This window comes from Promicromonospora sp. NPDC050249 (assembly GCF_040656015.1).
Lineage (GTDB): Bacteria > Actinomycetota > Actinomycetes > Actinomycetales > Cellulomonadaceae > Promicromonospora.
Window position 1 is genome coordinate 1 of record NZ_JBFAKY010000044.1, and the last position, 21740, is coordinate 21740.

General features: G+C 69.9%; 17 protein-coding genes. 11 read left to right on the forward strand and 6 right to left on the reverse strand.

Annotation, left to right across the window (positions count from 1 at the left end; all coding sequences use genetic code 11):
- Nucleotides 1–107 precede the first annotated feature (107 nt).
- Both AB0I32_RS24420 and AB0I32_RS24425 read right to left on the reverse strand, forming a co-directional pair.
- The gene (locus tag AB0I32_RS24420; protein WP_357510794.1) at nucleotides 108–2135 is read right to left on the reverse strand and encodes a beta-galactosidase; all 2028 of its coding nucleotides are present in this window, start codon (nucleotides 2133–2135) and stop codon (nucleotides 108–110) included.
- Nucleotides 2136–2231: 96 nt separating this feature from the next.
- On the reverse strand, nucleotides 2232–3158 hold the full coding sequence (locus tag AB0I32_RS24425) for an aldo/keto reductase (protein ID WP_357510796.1): 927 nt from the start codon (nucleotides 3156–3158) through the stop codon (nucleotides 2232–2234).
- 172 nt (nucleotides 3159–3330) lie between these two features.
- Between AB0I32_RS24425 and AB0I32_RS24430 the strand changes: the two genes are divergently transcribed.
- The 6 genes from AB0I32_RS24430 (at nucleotide 3331) to AB0I32_RS24455 (ending at nucleotide 10279) form a co-directional block, all read left to right on the forward strand.
- Nucleotides 3331–4578 (forward strand): amidohydrolase family protein, encoded by a 1248-nt coding sequence (locus tag AB0I32_RS24430; protein WP_357510798.1) that lies wholly within the window; start codon nucleotides 3331–3333, stop codon nucleotides 4576–4578.
- 138 nt (nucleotides 4579–4716) lie between these two features.
- Complete coding sequence (locus AB0I32_RS24435) at nucleotides 4717–5532, forward strand: AAC(3) family N-acetyltransferase (RefSeq protein ID WP_357510800.1); 816 nt, start codon at nucleotides 4717–4719, stop codon at nucleotides 5530–5532.
- A 24-nt stretch (nucleotides 5533–5556) separates the two neighbouring features.
- Nucleotides 5557–6174: a DUF402 domain-containing protein gene (locus tag AB0I32_RS24440; protein ID WP_357510802.1), complete on the forward strand. Its 618-nt coding sequence runs from the start codon at nucleotides 5557–5559 to the stop codon at nucleotides 6172–6174.
- An 87-nt stretch (nucleotides 6175–6261) separates the two neighbouring features.
- Entirely contained in the window at nucleotides 6262–6861 is a 600-nt protein-coding gene (locus AB0I32_RS24445; protein WP_357510804.1) for a GNAT family N-acetyltransferase, read from the forward strand.
- A gap of 195 nt (nucleotides 6862–7056) precedes the next feature.
- On the forward strand, nucleotides 7057–9579 hold the full coding sequence (locus AB0I32_RS24450) for a glycoside hydrolase family 3 C-terminal domain-containing protein (RefSeq protein WP_357510806.1): 2523 nt from the start codon (nucleotides 7057–7059) through the stop codon (nucleotides 9577–9579).
- A 52-nt stretch (nucleotides 9580–9631) separates the two neighbouring features.
- The gene (locus AB0I32_RS24455; RefSeq protein WP_357510808.1) at nucleotides 9632–10279 is read left to right on the forward strand and encodes a DUF624 domain-containing protein; all 648 of its coding nucleotides are present in this window, start codon (nucleotides 9632–9634) and stop codon (nucleotides 10277–10279) included.
- Nucleotides 10280–10356: 77 nt separating this feature from the next.
- Here AB0I32_RS24455 and AB0I32_RS24460 read toward each other — a convergent pair whose 3' ends face one another.
- From AB0I32_RS24460 to AB0I32_RS24470, 3 genes are read right to left on the reverse strand one after another with little or no spacing between them, the layout of a single operon-like run.
- Nucleotides 10357–12105 carry an ABC transporter substrate-binding protein gene (locus AB0I32_RS24460; RefSeq protein ID WP_357510810.1) on the reverse strand — a complete coding sequence of 583 codons (1749 nt, stop codon included), beginning with the start codon at nucleotides 12103–12105 and terminating at the stop codon, nucleotides 10357–10359.
- Nucleotides 12106–12136: 31 nt separating this feature from the next.
- Nucleotides 12137–13060 (reverse strand): carbohydrate ABC transporter permease, encoded by a 924-nt coding sequence (locus tag AB0I32_RS24465; RefSeq protein WP_357510812.1) that lies wholly within the window; start codon nucleotides 13058–13060, stop codon nucleotides 12137–12139.
- A 15-nt stretch (nucleotides 13061–13075) separates the two neighbouring features.
- Nucleotides 13076–14092, reverse strand: a complete 1017-nt coding sequence (locus AB0I32_RS24470; protein WP_357510814.1) for an ABC transporter permease subunit — start codon at nucleotides 14090–14092, stop codon at nucleotides 13076–13078.
- Nucleotides 14093–14467: 375 nt separating this feature from the next.
- Here AB0I32_RS24470 and AB0I32_RS24475 point away from each other — a divergent pair, with 375 nt between their 5' ends.
- From AB0I32_RS24475 to AB0I32_RS24485, 3 genes are read left to right on the forward strand one after another with little or no spacing between them, the layout of a single operon-like run.
- Complete coding sequence (locus AB0I32_RS24475; protein ID WP_357510816.1) at nucleotides 14468–16120, forward strand: extracellular solute-binding protein; 1653 nt, start codon at nucleotides 14468–14470, stop codon at nucleotides 16118–16120.
- Nucleotides 16117–17088: an ABC transporter permease subunit gene (locus tag AB0I32_RS24480; RefSeq protein ID WP_357510818.1), complete on the forward strand. Its 972-nt coding sequence runs from the start codon at nucleotides 16117–16119 to the stop codon at nucleotides 17086–17088. Before AB0I32_RS24475 ends, AB0I32_RS24480 begins: the two co-directional genes overlap by 4 nt.
- Complete coding sequence (locus AB0I32_RS24485) at nucleotides 17085–18068, forward strand: carbohydrate ABC transporter permease (RefSeq protein WP_357510820.1); 984 nt, start codon at nucleotides 17085–17087, stop codon at nucleotides 18066–18068. The genes AB0I32_RS24480 and AB0I32_RS24485 overlap by 4 nt, the downstream gene beginning before the upstream one ends.
- 23 nt (nucleotides 18069–18091) lie before the next feature.
- Here AB0I32_RS24485 and AB0I32_RS24490 read toward each other — a convergent pair whose 3' ends face one another.
- Entirely contained in the window at nucleotides 18092–19108 is a 1017-nt protein-coding gene (locus AB0I32_RS24490) for a LacI family DNA-binding transcriptional regulator (RefSeq protein ID WP_357510822.1), read from the reverse strand.
- A gap of 353 nt (nucleotides 19109–19461) precedes the next feature.
- Between AB0I32_RS24490 and AB0I32_RS24495 the strand changes: the two genes are divergently transcribed.
- Both AB0I32_RS24495 and AB0I32_RS24500 read left to right on the forward strand, forming a co-directional pair.
- Nucleotides 19462–20766 carry an extracellular solute-binding protein gene (locus tag AB0I32_RS24495; RefSeq protein ID WP_357510825.1) on the forward strand — a complete coding sequence of 435 codons (1305 nt, stop codon included), beginning with the start codon at nucleotides 19462–19464 and terminating at the stop codon, nucleotides 20764–20766.
- Nucleotides 20759–21739, forward strand: a complete 981-nt coding sequence (locus tag AB0I32_RS24500) for a sugar ABC transporter permease (RefSeq protein WP_357510827.1) — start codon at nucleotides 20759–20761, stop codon at nucleotides 21737–21739. Before AB0I32_RS24495 ends, AB0I32_RS24500 begins: the two co-directional genes overlap by 8 nt.
- The last annotated feature ends 1 nt before the right edge of the window (nucleotide 21740 follow it).

The window sequence follows — 21740 nt, forward strand, 5'->3', positions numbered from 1 at the left end:
CCGGGAGCGAGAACAGCAGCCAGGGCACGAAGCTCGCCGCGGCGACCATCGAGATCAGCCGCGGATCTGGGGTGAGCGTCTCGACGAGCCCGACCACCGGGTGAGGGCTACTGGGGCGTCACCGACCACTTGGCGTCGGGCGTCTCCCGGATCACCGCGTACCCGCCGACGGGCACCACGATCCCGGTGTCGGTCGGTGCGTCGGTGACGAGGTCGTGTCCCGGTCCGGTGATCCGGACGGGCCGGTCGCCGTGGTGCAGCAGGAAGAGGTACGCGCCCGCGGCGCCGTGCCGTCGGATCGCCTCGAGCCCTGTACCCACCGCCTCGGGGACCACCGGGCCGACGCCGTACTCCGTGAGCCGGGCCGCGACGAAGGCGTCCCACGACTCCTGGACCATCCGTGCCGAGACATACGTGGCGCTGCCGTCGCCGACACGGCGGCGGGTGACGGCAGGCAGGCCGGCGAGTGCGCCCTGCTTGTAGGTGGCGAGCACCTCCGCTGCCGGCGGATCCATCCGCTCGGTCCACTGGTCGACGGTCGACCCGTCGCTGAGCTCCTGGGTCTCTGCCGGGTCGAGCGGGTGGTGCTCGGTGACCCGGACGCCCAGGAGGTCCCGCAACCGGCCCGGGTAGCCGCCGGAGACCACTCGCTGGTGCTCGTCCGCGATCCCGGTGAACCGCCCGACGACGAGATGCCCGCCCGCCTCGACGTACCGGGTGAGCCACTCGACGGTGCCGGAGTCCATCGCCATGAGGGTCGGGACGAACAGCACCCGGTAGCGAGCGGCGTCGGCGCCGGGCCGCACGAAGTCGACGGCGACCCCGGCCCGCCACAGGGCGCGGTGCGTCGCACGGACCTCTGCGGTGTAGTCGAGGTCGTCGTTCGGCAGGTGCGGCGTCTGGAGCGACCACCGGCCGTTCGCGTCCCACAGGATGGCGACGTCGGCCTCGACCACTGGTCCGTCCTGCGGCGGCTCCGCGATCTCCTGGAGACGGCCGAGGAGCGACCCGAGCTCGACGACGCCCTCGAACGTCCGGCTCTCCGGGCCGACGTGCGGCACCATCGCGCTGTGCCACGTCTCGGAGCCGCCGGCCGAGGCGCGCCACTGGAAGAACAGCGCACCCTGGGAGCCGCGCGCGACGTAGCCGAGGGAGTTGCGCAGCATCCGGCCGGGGTCCTTGAAGGCCTGCCGGGCGCCGTCCCGGATGCCGGAGGCGCTCTGCTCCATGAGCAGCCAGGGACCGCCGCCCCACGAGCGGGTGAGGTCGGCGCCATACGCGACGTGGGCCTCTCCGTCCGGGCCGGTCGTGTCGAGATAGTGGTCGACGGAGGCGAGGTCCAGCTGTTCGCTCCAGTCCCACTGGTTGAGGTGGTCCCAGGTGGGCTGCATGAAGTTCGTCGTGACCGGAGCCGTCGAGCCGGTCGCGCGGATCTCGTCCCGCTGCTCGACGCAGGCCGCCAGCATCTCGTCCGAGCAGAACCGCTTGAAGTCCACCGCGTGGGCGGGGTTGGCCAGGTACTGCGTCGTGCGCGGCGGCAGGATCTCTTCCCAGTCGTCGTACCGCTGGGACCAGAACGCCGTGTACCAGGCGTCGTTCAGCGCGTCGAGCGTTGCGTACCGCTTCCGGAGCCACCGCCGGAAGGCCGCCGCCGCGTGCGGGCCGTGGTCGACCGTGCCGTACTCGTTGTGCACGTGCCAGCCGCGGAGGCGCGGGTGCGCGCCGTACCGCTCGGCGAGGAACCGCGCGACGCGGCGCGCGGCCTGGCGGTAGGCGGGCGCGCTGATCGCGTAGGTGTCCCGCGAGCCGTGGGAGACGTAGGTCCCGTCGGCCCGTACGGGCAGCGCGTCCGGGTGCGCCCTGGTGAACCACGGCGGCGGGGACGCGGTCGGGGTCGCGAGGAAGAACCCGATCTCGTTCGCGTCGAGGAGCGCGACGACGTCGTCCAGCCAGCCCGGCTCGAACTGTCCTTCACGAGGCTCGATCGCGGCCCACGAGAACACCCCGATCGTCACGGTGTTCACGCCTGCTCGGCGCATGAGCGCCATGTCCTCGGTCCAGACTTCCCGCGGCCACTGCTCGGGGTTGTAGTCGCCGCCGAAGAGCAGGCGGTCGGGTACGAAGGGAACCGTCATTGGTCGTCCTCAGGTCGGTGGATCGTCGGGTCGTCAGGTGCTGGATCAGCAGGCAGGTCAGCTGGGCAGGTCAGCAGGGCAGGTCAGCAGGGCCGGTCAGCGGCCGAGCTCCCCGGCCCAGTGGGCCGGGTCGGGCAGCGCGGCGTCGAGCTCTGGCCAGACGTCGTCCGGCACCTCGGCGTCCGCCCACGCGGTGACCTGGGCGAGCTGGGCGGCGCTCGTCACGCCGACGATCGTCCCCGCGACGCGCGGGTCACGGTCACCGGTCCGGAGCGCGAGCGCGCCCACGGGGACGCCCGCCGCACGCGCGATGCCGCGGATCCGCAGGATCGCGTCCCGCTGCACGTCGTCGACGCCGCGGTAGTGATAGTGCCGCACGGGTCCGTCGTCGTCGGCGAGAGCGCCGCCGCCGAACGGGGCGGCGTTGAGGACGCCCACGCCGCGGTCGGCGCAGTCGTCCAGCAGCGTCTCTGCCGACCGGTCCAGGAGCGTGAGGCGGTTGTGCGTCACGACCGCCTCGAACTCGCCCGTGCGTACGTACTGCCGCAGCAGTCCGATCGGCCCGCCGGCCACCCCGAGGTGCTCGATCACGCCCGCCTCGCGCAGCTCGAGCAGGGCACGGACCGGACCGTCGGGCGCCACGGCGTCGGCGAACGTCATGCGCTCCGGGTCGTGGAAGTGCACCAGCGGCAGCCGGTCGAGACCCAGGCGCTCGCGGGACTCGGCGACGGACGCGCGCACGCGGTCGCCCGAGAAGTCGCCGGACCCGGGCAGCGGGTCCACCTTGGTGAACACCTGCACCGGACCGCCGAGCCCGGCGAGAGCCGACCCGATGTACGCCTCGGCGTCGCCGTACTCGTTGCTCGTGTCCCACGTGCGCCATCCGGCGGTCGCCGCGGCGCGCAGCAGGGCGGTAGCCCCGGCATCGTCGAGCCGGCGTCCGATACCGGACGTCCCGAGCACTACCGAGGGCACGAGCAGCCCGGTCCTGCCGAGCGCCTGGTGGGGAAGGGTGGCTGTCATCGTTCAGCCGGCTCGGACCTGCGAGAACGTGGCAACGGCCAGCACGGCATACGCATCATTCACATCTTCCTTGACGTGCGGTGAGCGTCCTCGCGAGAGGCGAAGCGCTTCGATGAACAGGTGGATCATTGCCAGGCGAAAAGCGGCCTGTCAACCCTGGCAGGATGTCCGCATGACTGATTCCGGTGCACTGGTGGTGCGCGGTCGCCTGGTCCAGCCCTCCGCGGTGGTGGACGACGGCGTCGTCGTCGCCTCGGGCGGCCGCGTCACGTTCGCGGGCTCGGTGTCCGACGCCCTGGCGACCGGGTACGGCCCCGCCGTCGAGACCGTGCAGCCCGCCCCAGAGACGTATCTGCTGCCCGGTCTCGTGGACCTGCACAACCACGGCGGGGGCGGAGTCTCGTTCCCGGACGTGACCACCGCCGAAGAGGCACTGGCTGGCGTGCTGGAACACCGTCGCCACGGCACCACCACCCTGCTCGCATCGCTCGTGACGGCCCGGCCGGAGGTGCTGCTGGAGCGCGCGTCGGTGCTGGCAGAGCTCGCCGTCGCGGGCGAGATCGAGGGCCTGCACGCGGAGGGGCCGTTCCTCTCGTACCACCGCAGGGGCGCACACAACCCGGCTGACCTGCAAGAAGGCAGCGTAGACCTGGTCAGGGACCTGGCCGAGGCCGCCCGCGGGTACCTGCGCACGATGACCATCGCACCCGAGGTGCCCGGCGTGACCGGTCCCGGCGGCGTCGCGGAGGCGCTGGTCGAGGCGGGCGTGCTGCCCTCGCTCGGCCACACCGATGGGAGCACCGAGCAGGCCGAGGCCCTGATCGCCCAGGTGACTGCCGCGCTGGCCGCCGCGGGCAGCCCCCTCGGACCCATGACCGCGACGCACCTGTTCAACGGGATGCGGCCGCTGCACCATCGCCGGCCCGGCCCCATCGCGGCCTGCCTGGCGGCCGCCGCCCGCGGCGACATGGTCGTCGAGCTCATCGGCGACGGCGTGCACCTCGACCCGGCGACGGTCCGCTCGGTGTTCGACATGGTGGGACCGGACCAGGTGGTGCTGGTCACCGACGCGATGGCGGCGGCAGGCGTCGCCGACGGCCGCTACGAGCTGGGACCCATGTCCGTGGAGGTGCTCGACGGCGTAGCGCGGGTCGTCCCGGAGGAGGGGAGCCAGGAGGCCGGGGGAGAGGGGCCGATCGCCGGCGGCACCGCGCACCTGATCGACGTCGTGCGGCTCGCCCTGGCCGGCGGCGTCCCGCTGGTCGACGCCGTGCGCTCCGCGACGGCCGTGCCCGCGCGAGTCCTCGGCCTGACCGGCGAGGTCGGCAGCCTGGCCCCCGGCGCCCGCGCCGACGTCCTGGTCACGGACGCGGCGCTGCTCCCCCTCCGGGTCCTGCGTCAGGGCGTCGACGTCGGCTGACCCGTAGGGCATTGAGCACAGCGGCTGCTGCCAGAGAGGCCCCGGATCCGGCAGCGGCTGCTGTGGTCAGCCCCTGACGTGGTGGCGGCCTCGGGAATTGTCGTGCGGGTGGTTCGGCGGCAGCGCTACCGTCGCCGCATGGACCAGGCTCTGCCGCATACCGCGGCGACATTGACGAATGACCTGCTGGCGCTGGGTGTGGTCCCGGGGGACGTGCTCCTGGTGCACTCGTCGATGCGGCGCCTCGGCTTCGTGGCGGGCGGCCCGCAGGCGGTGGTGGACGCGCTGCTGACGGCCGTGGGTCCTGAGGGCACGATCGTCGTCCCGACCCACACGTCGGAGAACACCGACCCGGCAGGCTGGCAGAACCCGCCGGTCCCCGAGTCGTGGTGGCCCGTGCTCCGGTCCGACACGCCAGGGTTCGATCCCGCCCGCACCCCCAGCCGCTGGGTCGGCGTCCTGCCCGAAGCCGTCCGGACCTGGCCCGGCGCCGTGCGCAGCGCACATCCGCACGTGTCGTGCGCCGCGCTCGGCGCGCAGGCCCAGGACGTGGTCGCGGAGCACGACCTCGCCGAGTCCCACGGCGAGAGGTCACCGATCGGCGCGGTCTACCGGCTCGGCGGCAAGGTCCTGCTCCTCGGCTGCGGCCACGACTCCAACACGTCCCTGCATCTCGCCGAGCGCCGCCAGCCGTCGCCTCCGATGGCAGAGACGGGTGCGGCGATCAGCGACGGCGACGGCACGAGCCGCTGGGTGACCTGGACGGACCTCGTCACGGGCGAGGACGACTTCGACCGGCTCGGCGCCGCGTTCGAGGAGACCGGCGCGGTCACCCTGGGGCGGGTAGGGTCCGCCGCCACCCGGCTCATGGACCAGCGGACGCTCGTGGACTTCGGTGTGGACTGGATCGCGCGCAACCGCCACGGAGTTGACGCCGATGTCGCCGGGCCGTAACCGACCTTTGTTAACGTGCCGGGCATGACGCCTGTGTTCCAGCCCGGCCAGACAGTGGTGCGCCGCGAGATCATGCGCGGCGAACCGTGGATCGCGATGCCGCAGGTGTGCGTCCAGGACGACGGCGACCTGCTCGTCACCTACACCCCCGGCGGCACCCCGATGGTGTATCCCGAGACCGGCGCGTTCCCGGTGGGGGAGCATCCCTGGAAGCTCGCGGGCAGCACGAGCTGGCGTGGCCACGGCCGGCTCGAGCTGCACTGGACGGGGGTCGAGCACTCGATCTTCCTGTTCTGGGACGGTCCTCAGCGCGCCTTCCAGGGCTGGTACTTCAACCTCGAGGACGCGCCCCGCCGCACCCCCATCGGCTTCGACACGCTCGACCACGAGCTCGACGTCTGGTGGGCCGCCGACGCCGAGACCTACGAGTTCAAGGACGTCGTCGAGTTCGAGGAGACCGGGCCGGCGCGCTATCCCGGACGCATGGAGCAGATCCGCGCCGAGGGCGACCGGATCGCCCGCCTGCTCGACGCCGGTGAGCTCTGGTGGGACAAGGCCTGGGCCGACTGGGCGCCCGACCCGTCGTGGCAGGCCCGCACCATGCCCGACGGCTGGGCGACCGTGCCGTTCGAGGCGCGCTGAACCACGACTCGCCGGAGCCGAATCCGATCCGAAGTTCGCCGGGGTAATACCGGTGGCACGGTCGTTGCCGCGCGCTACGGTCGGACCGTGCCTTCTTCGCTGCCTGTCCCCAGACCTGCCGTACCGGCTTCCGCAGCACCTGCCGCCCCCGAGTGGCCACTGGCCACCGAACGCCTCCGGCTCCGCCCGGTAGCCCCCGCCGACGCTGAGGCATTCCTCCGCTGGCGCTCGCGTGCCGAGGTCGTGCGGTTCATGTACCAGCCGCCGTGGGACCTGCCCACGGCTCAGGCGAAGCTCAGCACCTGGTCGACAGCGCCGTTCGAGGAGGTGGGCGACGTGCTGGTGCTGGCGATCGAGGCCGACGGCGACGTCGTCGGCGAAGCCATGCTCAAGTGGGCGGCCGGCGCGCGGCAGGCCGAGCTCGGTTACGCCCTGCACCCCGACGTCAGCGGGCGGGGTCTCGCGACCGAGGCCGCCCGCGCCACTCTGGAGCTCGCCTTCACCACGTACGGCTTTCACCGCGTGTACGCGCGGATCGACGAGGAGAACGTCGCCTCCGTCCGTGTGGCCGAGCGGCTCGGCATGCGCCTCGAGGCTCACCTCCTGGAGAACGACCTGCGCGACGGCGTCTGGTCCAACGAGGTGGTCTACGCGGTCCTCGACCGTGAGCACGCGGCGCTCGCGTAGCCCACCGACAGCCCACCGAGCGTCCACCGAGAGGCACCGTCGACGTTCCTGACTTTCGACGAGCGGGTAGCGCTCGCCGCCCTCCGCCGGGTACCGTCCATCGAAGCGCTTCGACGTTCTGTCGGCAGCGCGTCGCCCCACCGTGCCTCAGCCGCACACCCGGCCGCACCGCCGCGGCACCCTAAGGAGGAACCCATGGACGTGCCCCCCTTCCGCGATCCCGCGCTGCCCGTGTCCGAGCGCGCTCGCGACCTGCTCGCCTCGCTCACCCCGGAGGAGCGGCTGGCGATGCTGCACCAGCACCAGCCGGTCGTCGACCGGCTGGGCCTGGGCGCGTTCCACACCGGGTGCGAGGCCCTGCACGGCGTCGCCTGGCTCGGGCGTGCGACGGTGTTCCCGCAGCCGGTCGGCCTGGCCGCGACCTGGGACCCCGAGCTCGTCCGCCGGGTCGGCGAGATCGTCTCCACCGAGGTTCGCGCCAAGCACGTGGCGGACCCGTCGGTGAGCCTGAACGTCTGGGCGCCGGTCGTGAACACGCTGCGCCACCCGGCCTGGGGCCGCAACGAGGAGGGGTACTCCGAGGACCCGCACCTCACCGCCCACCTCGCCACCGCCTACTGCCGCGGCCTGCGCGGGGACCACGAGCGGGTGTGGAAGACCACGCCGACCCTCAAGCACTTCCTCGCGTACAACAACGAGACCGACCGGTCCTCGACGAGCTCGAACCTCACGCCGGTCACGCTGCACGAGGAGGAGCTCCCCGCCTTCCGCGAGCCGATCGAGAAGGGCGTGGCCGCTGGCGTCATGCCGGCGTACAACCAGGTCAACGGCACCCCGGCCCACTTGCAGACCGAGCTCTTCGCCGAGCTGCGGTCCTGGACCGACGACTCGGTCGCACTCGTCTCCGACGCCGCCGCCCCGATGTTCGTGGTGAACGTGCAGCGCGCCGCGGCGGACCGCGCGTCCGGCAACGCCGCGCTGGTCCGCGCAGGCGTCGACTCGTTCACCGACGACGACGCCGACTCGGCCCCCACCATCCAGCGCCTCCAGGAGGCCCTCGACCGCGGCCTGCTCACCATGGAGGAGGTCGACCGCTCCGTGCTGCGCATGCTCGAGCTCCGCCTGCGCAGCGGCGAGCTCGACGGCGACGCCGACCCGTACTCGGGCATCACGGCGGACCAGATCGACCTGCCCGAGCACCGCGCGCTCGCGCGGGAGTCGGCAGCCCGCTCCGTCGTCGTGCTGCGTAACTCCGATGGTCTGCTGCCGCTGTCCGCGACGGGCTCGGTCGCCGTCGTCGGACCCCTTGCCGAGGCGGTGCTCACCGACTGGTACTCGGGCACACCGCCCTACGCGGTCACCCCGGCGGACGGCCTGCGCGCCGCGTTCGGCGCGGACCGTGTGGTGGTGGCCGACGGCGCCGACGTCGTCGCCCTGCGTGCGGCGAACGGGCGGTACGTCTCCGTCACGGAGGACGGCACCGCGGTCGTCGCCGACTCGGCCACGGCAGGCAAGGGCGCGCACCTGTCCGTCACGGACTGGGGCGGGGGTGTGCTGACGCTGCGTTCTGGCGCCTCTGGCCGCCTGCTCACCGGAGGTGCCTACCCGATGCGCGCGGACGCCGAGCGGGTGGGTGGCTGGGAGGTCCAGGAGAGCTTTCGCAAGCACGTGCACGACGACGGCTCGTGGTCCCTGCTGCACCTCGGCTCCGGCCGCTGGGTGCGTGTGCAGCGCGACACCGGCCTGGTGTGCGCCGAAGGACACACGCTCGCCGACGCCGAGCGGTTCACGGCCCGCGTGCTCGAGTCCGGCGCGGCCCGGGTGGCCCAGGCGGCGGCCTCGTGCGACGCCGTCGTCGTCGCGGTCGGGAACGACCCCCACCTGAACGGTCGCGAGACGAAGGACCGGCCCGACCTGTGGCTGCCCGACGCGGCGGTGGAGACGTGGCGCGCGGCCGTCGAGGCCAACCCCCGCGCAGTGCTGACCATCGTGTCGAGCTACCCGTACGTGCTCGGCCCGGGCGTCGCCGACGCCCCCACCGTGGTGTGGAGCAGCCACGGCGGGCAGGAGCTCGGGCACGCCCTGGCGGACGTGCTGACCGGCGCCGTCGAGCCGTCCGGGCGGCTTGCCCAGACGTGGCCCGCACGCCCGGAGCAGGCGGGCGACCTCTTCGACTACGACACGCGTCGCCAGCAGGTCACCTACCGGCACCTGCCGGCGGGCGAGGCAGGCGTTCCCGCCTTCGCCTTCGGTCACGGCCTCACCTACTCGTCGGTCTCCTACGAGGGGTTGTCGCTCTCCGCGGCCGAGGTCGCGGCACCCGCGCCGACCCGCGACCACGCGCCGCTGACGCCCCGCGACCCGGCCGGCCAGGGCGTCGTGACCGCTACCGTCGCGGTGCGCAACACCGGTACGCGGCCCGCCGAGGAGCTGGTGCAGGTGTACTCGCTCGGGGCCTCCGGCACCGAGTCGCCGGTGCGGCTGCTGCTCGGCTACCGTCGCGTCCGGCTCGAACCGGGCGAGACGGCGTCGGTGGCCGTGCCTTTCGACACCGCGCGTCTCGCGCTGTGGCACGAGGCGGCGACGACGGACGGCGCGCCGGGCCTGCTCGACGGCGACCTCCGGGTCCCTGCCGCTACCTATGCCGTGGCGGCCGGGGCGTCGAGCGTGGACCTGCCGGTACGCGGCGAGCTGACCGTCACGGACCCGACCGGGTGAGGATCACTGGATGAGGACGCAGCAATGAGGACGCAGCAATGAGGGCGCAGCCATGAGGGTCGATCCCGACAGCCGCAGCGCGCAGGGACTGACGACGTTCCTGCAGTTCGTCGCGCTCAACGTGCTGTACATCGTGGCCTGCGTACCGGTGGTGACGGCGGGGGCGGCGACCGCAGCGCTCTACGAGGTGGCGCTGCGGTACGCCGACGAGGAACGGGGTTACCTGATCCGGGGCTTCCTCGTCGGTCTCCGTCGCAACCTGTGGCGGGGCACCGCCGTCGGGCTGCTGCTCGGTGTGCCGGCCGCGATGGTGGGCTTCGCCGCGGCCTTCTGGCTGGCGCTCGGTAGCGCCCTCGGGACCGCCGTCGGCACGGTAGCGGTGCTGCTGGTCGCCTATCTGGTGGCCGCGCTGCTGTACGGCCTGGCGCTGGTCGCGCGGTACGCCGACCCGCTGGGCCGCACAGTGCGCAACGCCCTGCTGCTGCCGCTCGCCGAGCCGCTGCGCACCATCGCCCTGCTGCTGCGGCCGGCTGTCACGGTGAGCCTGATGTACGTGTACCCGCCGTTCGTGGCGCTCGTGGTGACCATCGGGTTCTCGGTGGGTGCGTACGTGGACGGGTTCGTGCTCCACAGCGTCTTCCGGCGGCGCGGCGGCGATCCCACGGCGCTCGACCCGGTGGACCCGCACTCCGGCGAGTAGCCCGAGAGAGCCGCGCACAGAGCCCCCGCTGACAACTCGTCAGCGGGGGCTCTGTTCGCTACCCCTCGGGATCAGGTTCAGCCGAGGTCTTCGGCGACCGCGACGCGGGCTTCGTTCTGCGCCTTCGCGTTGGCCATGTCGACCTCGAGTACCTTCTCGTAGCCCAGGCCGTTCACCGTCTCCTGCATCTCTGCGAGCAGGGAGTCGAACTCGGCGTCGTCCTTGGCGAAGGCCATCTTCCAGGAGTACTCGACGATGCTGGCCTTCGCCTGGTTGCGGGCCGCCTCGATCTCGGAGGCGTCGGTCGGGGCGGTGTAGCCGGATCCCGGCGCCACGAGCATCTGGTCGTTCTTCTCCAGGTACTCCACGGTCGTCCTGGCGCCGCCCATGTGCTCGCTCCAGTCGTCCGTCAGCGGGTTGGCGACGGTCTCCTGGTAGCTGGGCCAGGACTTGTAGTTGTACGGGAGGCCCGTGTTCGGGTCCTCCTGGGCGGGTGACACCGCCGACACGTTGAGCGCCGAGCCGCCGTCCTTGTACTTGCCGCCGCCCCACTCGGCGGGCACGTCGCCGTCGCCCTCGAGGATGGCCTGGCGGCCGAAGTCGGTCAGCACCGGCCCATCGGGTCCGTCCTCCCAGGTCAGACCCTTGGGACCGGCGGCACCCATGGTGTCGGAGGAGGTGACCTGGACGCCCTCGGGCGAGTAGAGCCAGTCGATGAACGCCGCGATGCGCGCCGGGTCCTCGGCCTTCGAGCCGATCCCGTAGACCAGCCCGCCGCCGTACGCCTCGGCGCCGTACGTGAAGATCTCCTGGTCCTGCATCGGCACGAGCTGGAAGCCCTTGCCGTCAGCCATGTTCTGCTCGGTGTTGTAGGCCGACTGGCCCAGCCACGGCCACCAGGACGACAGCACCTGCCCGGCCTGGTACTTGGCGAACATCGTGTCGTAGTTCTGGGTGGTCGACTCGGGGTCGACGAGGCCCAGCTGGTTCGCCTCGTTGTAGAACTTCAGCGTGCGCACGTACTCCGAGTCGGAGTCGACGATGCTCTGGTAGTCCGAGCCGTCGGCCTTGGCGAGCACGAAGCCCATCTCGTCGTAGCCGTAGAGCGTCGTCGGCTGCTTGGCCATCACCATCATGTTGCCGTCCCAGTCCTTGAACAGGGACATGGCGTAGGTGGGCTTGCCGTTGTCGGCCTTCGGGTGGGCGTCCTGCATGTCCTTGAGCACCGGCAGGAGATCCTCGAGGGTGTTGATCTCCGGGTAGCCGAGCTCTGCGTAGTAGTCCCAACGCAGGAAGGGCCCGAACGTCGGGTCGATGTTCGCGGCCGGCTCGGTCGGCTTGAGCGTGGAGACCGAGGAGGGGAACCCGTAGATGCCCTCCTTGCCCTCGTTGATCTTTTGGACGGCCGGGTCATACGCCGGCACGTTCTCCATGGACTCGTAGTACGGCGCCGCGTCGAGCACCAGGCCGCCCTCGACCAGCTCGTCGATCTGCTTGCCCTTGCCGACGATGACGAGGTCGCCGAGCTCACCGCCCGCGACACGGGTGTTGTAGAGCGTGTCACCGCCGCCCGCGACGTTCGGGGCGATGATGTTCAGCTCCATGTTGAACTTGTCCTTGACGATCTTGCCGAACCACCCACCTTGGGTGCCCTGGTAGTTGGCCGGGACGGAGAAGACGTCGATCGTGATCGGCTCGGCCGCCGACCAGTCCTGGTCGAGCGACGCCACCTCGGCGTCGTCCGGTCCCGACGGCGTGCAGGCCGCGAGGGAGAGTATCCCCAGCAGCGGAGCCACCATCATCGCTATGGCCTTGTGAGATCTCATGACACTCCTTTGTGTATTCATGGAAAAGCGGTCAGCCCTTGACCGCGCCGAGCATGATGCCCTTGACGAAGTACCGCTGGAACAGCGGGTAGACGAAGATGATGGGCAGCACCACGATCACGGCCACGGTCATGCGGATCGACGTCGGCGTCTGCGTCGTGGCGGCGGAGACGATCGCGCCGAGGTTGCCCTGAGCGTTCTGTGCCGCGGTAGCCAGGCTGTTGGCCTGGTTGAGGTAGGTGTAGAGGGTGTACTGCAGCGGGTAGAGCTTCTGGTCAGTGACGTACAGCAGCGTGTCCTGGAACGAGTTCCACTGGGCCACCGCCGAGAAGATCGCCACCGTCGCGAGGATCGGCGTCATGTTCGGCAGGATGATCCGGAAGAAGACCGTCACGACCCCGGCACCGTCGATCTCGGCGGCCTCCTGCAGCGACTGCGGCAGCGACTCCACGTACGTCTTGACGAGGATGATGTTGAAGGGCTGCACGATCGCCGGGAGGATGTAGACCCAGAAGTTGTTGGTCAGCCCGAGCGTATGGATCGTCACGTACACCGGGATGAGGCCGGCGTTGAAGTACATCGTGAAGATGATCAGCCGGTACCAGAGCGAGCGGTGCCGCAGGCGCTCCTGGGTGAACATGAAGCCGAGGAACGCCGACGCGAGGACCGTGGCGCCGGTGCCGATGACGGTACGTGCGATCGAGACCATCGCCGCGCTCGTCAGCCCTGGTAGCCCGAGCATCTGGCTGTAGTTCTCGAAGTGGATCCCTGTCGGCAGCAGGCGCACGTCACCGAGCGCGCTGACGTCGTTCGCGCTGATCGAGTTGATGATCAGGTAGTAGAACGGGTAGCCGCACACCAGCGCGAAGAGCAGGAAGCCTCCGTAGTTGACGAGGGCGAAGGGGATGTCCCCCCGGGTACGGCGCCATTGGGGCCCAATGTCCGTGGTCTTCACGACGTCGGTCCTTTCCTAGATGATCGACGACCCGCGGGCGCGCTTGGCGATCGCGTTGGCGGCGAGCAGCAGTGCGAGCGAGACGACGCTCTTGAGCATGCTGAGTACCGTCGCCATCGACAGGCTGTTCCCCGTCATGCCGATGTTGTAGACGTACAGGTCGAGCACCTGGATGTGCTCCCTGTTGAAGGCGTTCTGGAAGACGTAGAACTGCTCCATGCCGTTGTTCAGGATGTTGGCGATGGAGAGGACCAGCAGCACCACGTAGGTCGGCATGAGCTGCGGGAACGTGATGTAGCGCATGAGCTGGAACCGGCTGGCGCCGTCGATGCGCGCCGACTCGTACAGCGACTGGTCGATGCCCGCGATGGCTGCGAGATACAGGATCGCGCCCCAGCCCAGCCCCTTCCACAGGCTCCAGGCGAGCATGGTCAGCCAGACGTGCTGGTCGGTGTCCAGGAACTTCATCGGGACGGTGATCAGGCCCCAGTCGTGCAGCGTGGTGTTGACCAGCCCCGATGACGAGAACAGCGAGAACGCGATCATGTACACGAGTACCCACGAGATGAAGTTCGGGAGCGTCGTGAGCGTCTGCACCGCGTTCCGGAACCACGAGGCACGGATCTCGTTGAGCAGCATCGCGAAGAAGACCGGCAACAGTGACGTGGCGATGCCCAGGAAGCTCATGGCGAGGGTGTTCGCCATGACCTGGCCGATCTGCTGCAGCTGCGTCTCGGACGAGACCAGGATCTCGAACCACTGCAGCCCGACGAACTCGCTGCCGCCCAGGCCGAGGGCCGGCTTGTAGTCGTAGAACGCGGTCACCCAGCCGAGCAGCGGCAGGTAGGAGAACACGAACGCGAGCACGAGGAACGGCAGGATGACGAGGAACATCGTTCTCGAGCTCTTGCCGTGGGACGGCGGCTCGCGACGTCGGCCGCGATCACGGCCCTTGCTCGTACCGGCTGGTCCGACGCCCGCCGTGGTGCCCGCGCCGAGCACCTCCGGCCGCGCTCCCTGGGTGAGGCTCACCTGTCACTCCCTCGTGAGTCGGGCACGTCTTCGTGCCGCGCATGACGGGCTGGAAGCCCAGCACGTCGAAGCGCTTCGACATTAATACCAGACGCTCACCTTGCCGTGCAATGACCAAACGTTCACGGTTCGGCAACGAACGTCGCCCGGCGTCCGAGCGATCGAGGCATTCGGCTCGGACTCGCGGGAGGGGAGTGGCGGGTGGCAGGGTGGGGGATCGCGTCGGGAACTTGACAGGCCATTGCCTCCCTTCCCACTCATGGCTTACTGTGCTGACGTCGACGGAGGTCGAAGCGCTTCGACATTTGATCACGCTTCTCCGTCGTTGCCCGGGCACGCTGATGTGCCGAGCTGTCCACAAAGGAGTGAAAGACCATGACAGCATCTCTGCTGACCGGCCAGCTGGACCGCCGGTCGTTCCTCGGCTTCCTGGCGGTCGGCGCCGGCGTCATCGGCGTACCGTCCCTGCTCACCGGGTGCACCACCGGTGGCGGCGGGCCCGTGGCGGAACCGGGGGTCGTGACCGCAGGGAACCTCCCCACCTACGTGCCGATCGAGTACGTGAAGCCCGACTTCCCCAGCGTCAACGGCTCCACCGCCGGCTACGCCAGCATCCCTGAGGAGCTCGTCACCGCCTTCGAGGCGCCCCCCGGGTCGGGCGGCACCTACACGGCCATGACGCCGCTGTGGAGCACGATCCCCTCCACGCGCGGCAACGAGTACTTCGACGCCATGAACGAGGCCCTCGGGACCACCATCAAGTTCCAGATCTCGGACGGGAACACCTACGGCGACAAGCTCGCCGCCGTGCTCGCGTCGGCCAAGGACGTCCCCGACTGGGTGTGCGTGCCCACGTGGAACATCCCGCCGCGGTTCGGCCAGGCGGTCGAGGCCCTGTTCCAGGACCTCACCCCCTTCCTCGCCGGCGACAAGGTGAAGAAGTACAAGAACCTCGCCAACCTGCCGACCGACGCATGGCGGTTCGGCGTGTTCAACGACAAGCTCTACGCCCTGCCGTTCCCGGGCGAGGGCATCACCAACGCGATCTTCCACCGGGCCGACCTCTTCGCCGAGCTGGGCATCGAGGCCGCGCCCACCACCGCCGACGACGTGCTCGAGCTGGCCAAGGAGGTCACCGACCCGAGCAAGAACCGCTGGGGCGCGAACGACATGTGGGTCGGGGCGAACATCATGTTCGGGGTGGTGCCGACCGACCGCTGGAAGCTGGACGACGCCGGCAAGCTGATCCACCGGATCGAGACCGAGGAGTACCGGGCCGCCCTCGAGTGGCAGATCAAGCTGTACGAGTCGGGTGCCGTGCACCCCGACGCCGTCGCCGACCGCCCGGAGATGGCGAAGCCGAACTTCGAGTCCGGCGCGGTCCTGATCAGCACGGACGGCGTGGGCGGCTGGCACGAGGCGCTGGGCCGGATGCAGGCGACCAACCCGGACTACGACCAGCGGCCGTTCCCGTTCTTCGCCGCCGACGGCGGGGAGCCGGTGCTGTGGAAGGGCGCCCCGGCCAACATCTTCTCGTTCCTCAAGAAGAACGAGGACCCGGCGAAGATCGAGGAGCTGCTCGCGGTGGCGGACTTCCTGGCCTCGCCGTTCGGGACCGAGGAGTACCAGCTCATCAACTACGGCGTGGAGGGCACGCACTACACCCTCGACGAGAACGGCCTGCCGGTGCCGACCGAGAAGGCGGCGACGGAGGTGGCGCAGTCCTACATCTTCCTGGTCGACCCGCCGGTGGTGCAGACCAAGGTGCAGTACCCCGGGTTCGTGGAGGCGTACTGCACCTGGCAGGCAGACGCCGCCAAGTACCTGGTCGAGGACCCCTTCTACGGCATGCAGATCTCGGAGCCGGCCCAGTACGCCGCGCTCAAGGCGCCGTTCGAGGACCTCGAGAAGGACATCTCGCGCGGGCGCAAGACCATGGCGGACCTCGACGAAGCGGTAGCGACGTGGAGCAGCTCCGGCGGTGAGGAACTGCGCGCCTTCTACCAGGAAATCCTGGACAAGAAGTGAGCGCCGATACCTCCGCGCGCACGGTGACCGCCCGCACGGACGGTCCTACTCCTCGCAAGATCTCCTGGACCACGCGGATGCGGCGGGACCGCTCGCTGCTGATCATGGTGGCACCGGCGGTGCTGCTCCTTGCGGTGTTCGCCTACGTCCCGATGGCCGGCAACGTGGTGGCCTGGCAGGACTACTCGCCGTACGTCGGGATCCGCGACAGCCCGTTCGTGGGATGGGCCAACTTCGCGCGCGTCTTCACCAACCCGCTGTTCCTCGACTCGGTGGCGAACACGCTGATCATCACCGCGTTCCAGCTCGTGTTCTTCTTCCCGGTGCCGATCGTGCTGGCGCTGCTGCTGAACAGCGTGCTGACGCCCAGCCTGCGTACGACGATCCAGTCGATCGTGTACCTGCCGCACTTCTTCTCCTGGGTGATCGTCGTGACGATCTTCCAGCAGATCTTCGGCGGTGCCGGGGTGGTGGCGAGCCGGCTGCGTGAGGCGGGGTACTCGGGCTTCGACCTGATGACCAACCCGGATACGTTCCTGCTGCTCATCACCGCGCAGTCGGTCTGGAAGGACGCCGGCTGGGGGATCATCATCTTCCTCGCGGCGCTCGCCACCGTGGACACCCAGCTCTACGAGGCGTCCGTGATGGACGGTGCGGGCCGGTGGCGCCGCATGTGGCACGTGACCCTCCCCGCGATGCGGCCCGTCATCATCCTGCTCCTGATCCTGCGCCTCGGTGACTCGCTCACGGTCGGGTTCGAGCAGCTCATCCTCCAGCGTGGCGCGGTCGGGGCCGACGTCGCGGAGGTCCTCGACACATTCGTCTACTACCAGGGCGTCGTGAACGGCGACTGGGCCTTCGCGGCGGCCGCGGGGCTCGTCAAGGGTCTGGTCTCGCTCGCCCTCGTCCTCGGAGCCAACAAGCTCGCCCATCTCGTGGGCGAGGCGGGGGTGTATCAGCGCGCATGACGATCCAATCCGAAAAAGCTCCTGAGCGAGCGGTGCCGAGGCAACCGCTGCGCCGCAACGGCCGCTACCGCGCCCTGCTGCGCGGCAAGCACCGCCCGGTCTGGGAGGAGGACCCCAACCCGCTGGGGCTCGTCGTCAAGGGGGTGGCGCTGCTGGTCATCGTGCTGACGGTGCTGTTCCCCCTGTACACGGTGGTGCTCACCAGCTTCTCCTCGCAGGCTGACATCACCCGGTCCGGTGGCCTGGTGATCGTGCCCGGCAGCCTGTCGTTCGCCGCGTACGGCCAGATCCTGTCCGGCGGGATCGTCACGCGCGCCACGATCGTCAGCATCGGCATCACGGCGGTGGGCACAGTGCTCTCCACCACGGTGTCCGTGCTCGCGGCCTACGGGCTCAGCCGGCCGGGCTCCTTCGCCCACCGGCCCCTGCTGTTCCTCTTCCTCATCACCATGTTCTTCGGTGCGGGGATGATCCCGACGTACCTGCTGGTGAGCAACCTGGGGCTGATCGACAGCTACTGGTCGCTCATCCTCCCGGGGGCCGTCAGCGCGTTCAACGTGCTGATCCTGCGGGCGTTCTTCATGGGCATCGACCGGTCCATCACCGACGCCGCCCGGATCGACGGCGCCGGCGACTGGCGCATCCTCGGCCAGATAGTCCTGCCCATGTCGAAGGCGGTGGTGGCGGTCGTCGCGCTGTTCTACGGCGTCGGCTACTGGAACGCGTTCTTCAACGCGATGCTCTACATCAACGACAACGCGAAGTGGCCGCTGCAGCTGGTGCTCCGGTCCTACGTGCTGCAGGGGGTGACCCTGCCGGGCAGCGGTGTGGGTCAGGTCGACGTCGATGACGGCGCCGTGACCGGGCTGCCCGTCAAGATGGCGGTGATGGTGCTGGCGATCATCCCGATCCTCGTGGTGTACCCGATGGTGCAGCGGCACTTCACCAAGGGCGTGCTCTTCGGGGCCATCAAGGGGTGACGGTGGATCAGGGGCGCCCGCCGTCAGTCGTGCACGGCGGCGGGCCCGTACGCCGAGCTCTCGCGCTCGGTGAGCACGGGGGCGAGCAGTCTCGTCTCGGACGGCTGCTCGCCCCCGAGGCGGGTCATCACCATGTCGACGGCCACCCTGCCGATGTCCTCGGCGGGCAGGTCGATGCTGGTCATGGGGATCCGCTGGGACAGGGCGACGTCCGTGGGGCACACCGCCACCACGGACATGTCGGTGCCGACCACGGCGCCGCGCTCGGCCAGCCGAGCCAGGACATGGGGGAGCGCCCCCTCGTTGTGGACGATGATCCCCGTGGTCTCCGGGGCGGTGGCCAGCAGCGTGTCCACCGCCTCGGAGGCGCCCGCCGGCGTCGAGTCGCACGCCTCCACCCTGGCCGTCACGCCAGAGCTCTTGGCCTGGTCGCGCAGGCCGCGCATCAGCCGCTCGGCGAACGCGGTGTGGCGCCGCAGCACCTCGGGCGGCGAGCCGATCAGCGCGATGTCGGTGTGGCCGGTCTTCACGAGGTGGCGGACGGCGAGCCGGCCGGCGGCCTCGAAGTCGAGGTCGACACAGCTGAGGCCTTCGGGGTCCTGCGGCAGGCCGATGAGCACCGTCGGCTGCTTGGCGGCCGCCACGAGCGGGACACGCGGGTCGTCCGCCTCGATGTCCATCATGACCAGGGCGTCCACCATGGAGCCGCTGGTCACCCGGTCGAGGCCGCTCACGTCGTCCTGGGTGAGGAGGAGGACGTCGTGGTCGAACTCCCGCGCACGGGTCACGACACCTGCGACGAACTGCATGATGACGGGCACGCTCACGCCCACCCGCAGGGGTGCCATGAGAGCTATGACGTTGGTGCGGGACGAGGCCAGCGCCCGCGCCCCGGCATGCGGCCGGTAGCCGAGCTTGTCGATCGCGCGTTCCACGCGGGCGCGTGTCGGCGCGGAGATCGGCCGCTTGCCGGACAGCACGTAGGACACGGTAGAGGTCGATACCCCCGCCGCCTTGGCGACGTCGTCGATCGTAGCCACGGTGCTCCTCTCGGATCGGTACCGCAGTGCCCTGTGCGGTGGCAGGCGGTGCGCGTCGGCACCGAGCACACCAGTGTGCCGTATGCCAGGTAAGCGCTTCGATGGAATCCTAGTCCAATTGCCTCGAAGGTGGCACTGGACACGAGTGAGCGCCTAGGGTTAGCGTGTTGAAACGCTTCGACGATCCAGACGCGGGAGTCTGGACGCGGCCGAGAGGGTAAGGATGCCGAGGACCATGCTCCGCCGTCCGCCACGGTGTCGAGGTACCACGTGGTACCTCGACACCGTGGCGGACGACGTCCTGTCCCTGCTCGACCACAGCCACTGACGGCTCAGCGAACCAAGGAGATGCGATGAAGCAGAAGCGGACCATGACTGCCGTGGCCGCCGCGATGGCCGGTGCGCTGGCCCTGACCGGCTGCACCGGTCAGAGCGGTGGCGGTGGCGACACCGACGACAGCACGCTGACGATCTGGCACTACGAGAACGAGGACTCGGCGATGGGCAAGGCCTGGGCCGAGGCCATCAAGATCTTCGAGGAGGAGAACCCCGACGTCACCGTCGACGTCGAGAAGCAGACGTTCGAGCAGATCCAGAAGAACGCCAAGATCGTGCTCACCGGCGACGACGTGCCCGACGTCATGGAGTTCAACAAGGGCAACGCGACGGCGGGCCAGCTCGCGGCCCAGGGTCTGCTGACACCGCTGACAGACGCCGCCACCGAACGCGGCTGGGACGAGAAGCTCACCGGGTCCCTCGCCACCACCGCCACGTACGACGAGCAGGGCCGCATGGGCTCCGGCGAGTGGTACGGGGTGCCCAACTACGGCGAGTTCGTCGGCGTCTACTACAACAAGGACATGTTCGCCGAGCACGGGCTGGAGGTGCCGACGAACCTCGACGAGTTCGAGGACGTACTGGCCGCCTTCAAGAAGGAGGGCATCACGCCGCTGGCCGAGGCCGGCGCCGAGTACCCGCTCGGCCAGCTCTGGTACGAGCTCGTCCTCGCCTACGGAGACCGCGCCCTGGTGGACGACTACCAGCTCTTCGCAAACGATGTCGACTTCCACAACGATGCGATGACCCAGGCCACGGAGAAGCTCGACGAGTGGATCGAGAAGGGCTACATCGCCTCCGACTCGGCCGCGCTCACCGCCGAGGACATGGGCGTCTCGTTCATCGACGGCACCTACCCGCTCATGGTCAGCGGGTCCTGGTGGTTCGGCCGCCTCGCGACCGAGGTCGAGGCCGACTGGGGCCAGTTCAACTTCCCGGGCAACACGCTGCACACGGGTTCGTCGGGCAACCTCTGGGTGGTCCCGGCCAACGCCGACTCCCCGAGCCTCGCCGAGGAGTTCATCGACATCACGCTCCGGCCGGAGGTGCAGAACGTGCTCGCCGCCGAGGGCGGCCTGCCCGTGGCGGGCGACGCCTCCGTCATCGAGGACGAGCGCACGCGCGAGCTGACCGAGAACTTCCAGGCGATCCTCGACGCGGACGGCCTGGCGTTCTACCCCGACTGGCCCGTGGCCGGCTACTACGACGTGATCGTCAGCGAGCTGCAGTCACTGGTCAACCGGTCCAAGACGCCGGACGAGGTGCTGGACGGGCTCCAGAGCTCGTACGACGAGGGCAAGGCCGATCTGCTCGATGGCTGACAGCACCCTGACCGAACGGCGCTCGCGGGCCTCCGGTGGCCCGCGAGCGCAGGGCGGCACACGCCGCCGTCGTCGGCCGGAGTGGGTGGCGTACCTGCCGTACCTGCTACCAGGGGCGATCGCGTTCGCCGTGGTGATCGGGTACCCGCTCCTGACGAACGTGTACTTCAGCCTGTTCAAGTGGCGCGGTGGCATGGCGCCGCTGCGCTGGAACGGGCTGGGCAACTACGCGGACCTGCTGGCCGACGACAAGTTCTGGACGTCGTTCGGCAACTCGCTGGCGATGATCGTCGCGATGGTCCTGGTTCCGACGCTCCTCGGGCTGGTGCTCGCCGCGGTGCTGTTCGACTACCTCGGACGGCGGTTCGGCGCGCAGGTCTCCTCGGTGCTGCGGGCCACCTACTACCTGCCGCAGATCCTGCCGGTCGCGGTGGCGGGTGTGCTCTGGAACTGGATCCTGAACTCCCAGACCGGTGCGCTGAACGAGATCCTGCGCGGGATGGGCTTCGCCTCGCCGCCCAACTGGCTCGGGGATCCCACCACGGCGCTGCCGTCGGTGATGCTCGTGCTGATCTGGGTCCAGATGGGCTACCCCGTGGTCATCTTCATGGCGGCGCTGCAGCGGGTGGACCCGGAGCTCTACGAGGCGGCGGAGCTCGACGGCGCCGGCTGGTGGGACCGGTTCCGGGCCATCACGGTGCCCCAGATCCGGCCTGAGACCTTCGTGGTCACGCTGACCTGCACGGTCGCGGCGCTCAAGGTGTTCGGGCCCATCTACGTGCTGACGCGCGGCGGGCCCGAGAGCTCGACCCTCGTGCCCAGCTACTACTCGTACCTGAGCTTCTTCGACAAGTCCCAGGTCGGCTACGGCTCGGCGATCGCCACCGTGCTGACCCTCGTGATCGTCGTCGTCGCCGTGGTCATCCTCGGCCTGCAGAACCGGGCCGAACGACGTGAGAGGGAGGGGATCTGAC

Bases quoted from the DNA above. Each gene is read 5' to 3' on its own strand.
- AB0I32_RS24455 (WP_357510808.1), top strand. From the start codon at position 9,632: ATGAGGGTCGATCCCGACAGCCGCAGCGCGCAGGGACTGACGACGTTC.
- AB0I32_RS24440 (WP_357510802.1), top strand. From the start codon at position 5,557: ATGACGCCTGTGTTCCAGCCCGGCCAGACAGTGGTGCGCCGCGAGATC.
- AB0I32_RS24500 (WP_357510827.1), top strand. From the start codon at position 20,759: ATGGCTGACAGCACCCTGACCGAACGGCGCTCGCGGGCCTCCGGTGGC.
- AB0I32_RS24495 (WP_357510825.1), top strand. From the start codon at position 19,462: ATGAAGCAGAAGCGGACCATGACTGCCGTGGCCGCCGCGATGGCCGGT.
- AB0I32_RS24450 (WP_357510806.1), top strand. From the start codon at position 7,057: ATGGACGTGCCCCCCTTCCGCGATCCCGCGCTGCCCGTGTCCGAGCGC.
- AB0I32_RS24460 (WP_357510810.1), bottom strand. From the start codon at position 12,105: ATGAGATCTCACAAGGCCATAGCGATGATGGTGGCTCCGCTGCTGGGG.
- AB0I32_RS24475 (WP_357510816.1), top strand. From the start codon at position 14,468: ATGACAGCATCTCTGCTGACCGGCCAGCTGGACCGCCGGTCGTTCCTC.
- AB0I32_RS24420 (WP_357510794.1), bottom strand. From the start codon at position 2,135: ATGACGGTTCCCTTCGTACCCGACCGCCTGCTCTTCGGCGGCGACTAC.
- AB0I32_RS24435 (WP_357510800.1), top strand. From the start codon at position 4,717: ATGGACCAGGCTCTGCCGCATACCGCGGCGACATTGACGAATGACCTG.
- AB0I32_RS24430 (WP_357510798.1), top strand. From the start codon at position 3,331: ATGACTGATTCCGGTGCACTGGTGGTGCGCGGTCGCCTGGTCCAGCCC.
- AB0I32_RS24425 (WP_357510796.1), bottom strand. From the start codon at position 3,158: ATGACAGCCACCCTTCCCCACCAGGCGCTCGGCAGGACCGGGCTGCTC.
- AB0I32_RS24485 (WP_357510820.1), top strand. From the start codon at position 17,085: ATGACGATCCAATCCGAAAAAGCTCCTGAGCGAGCGGTGCCGAGGCAA.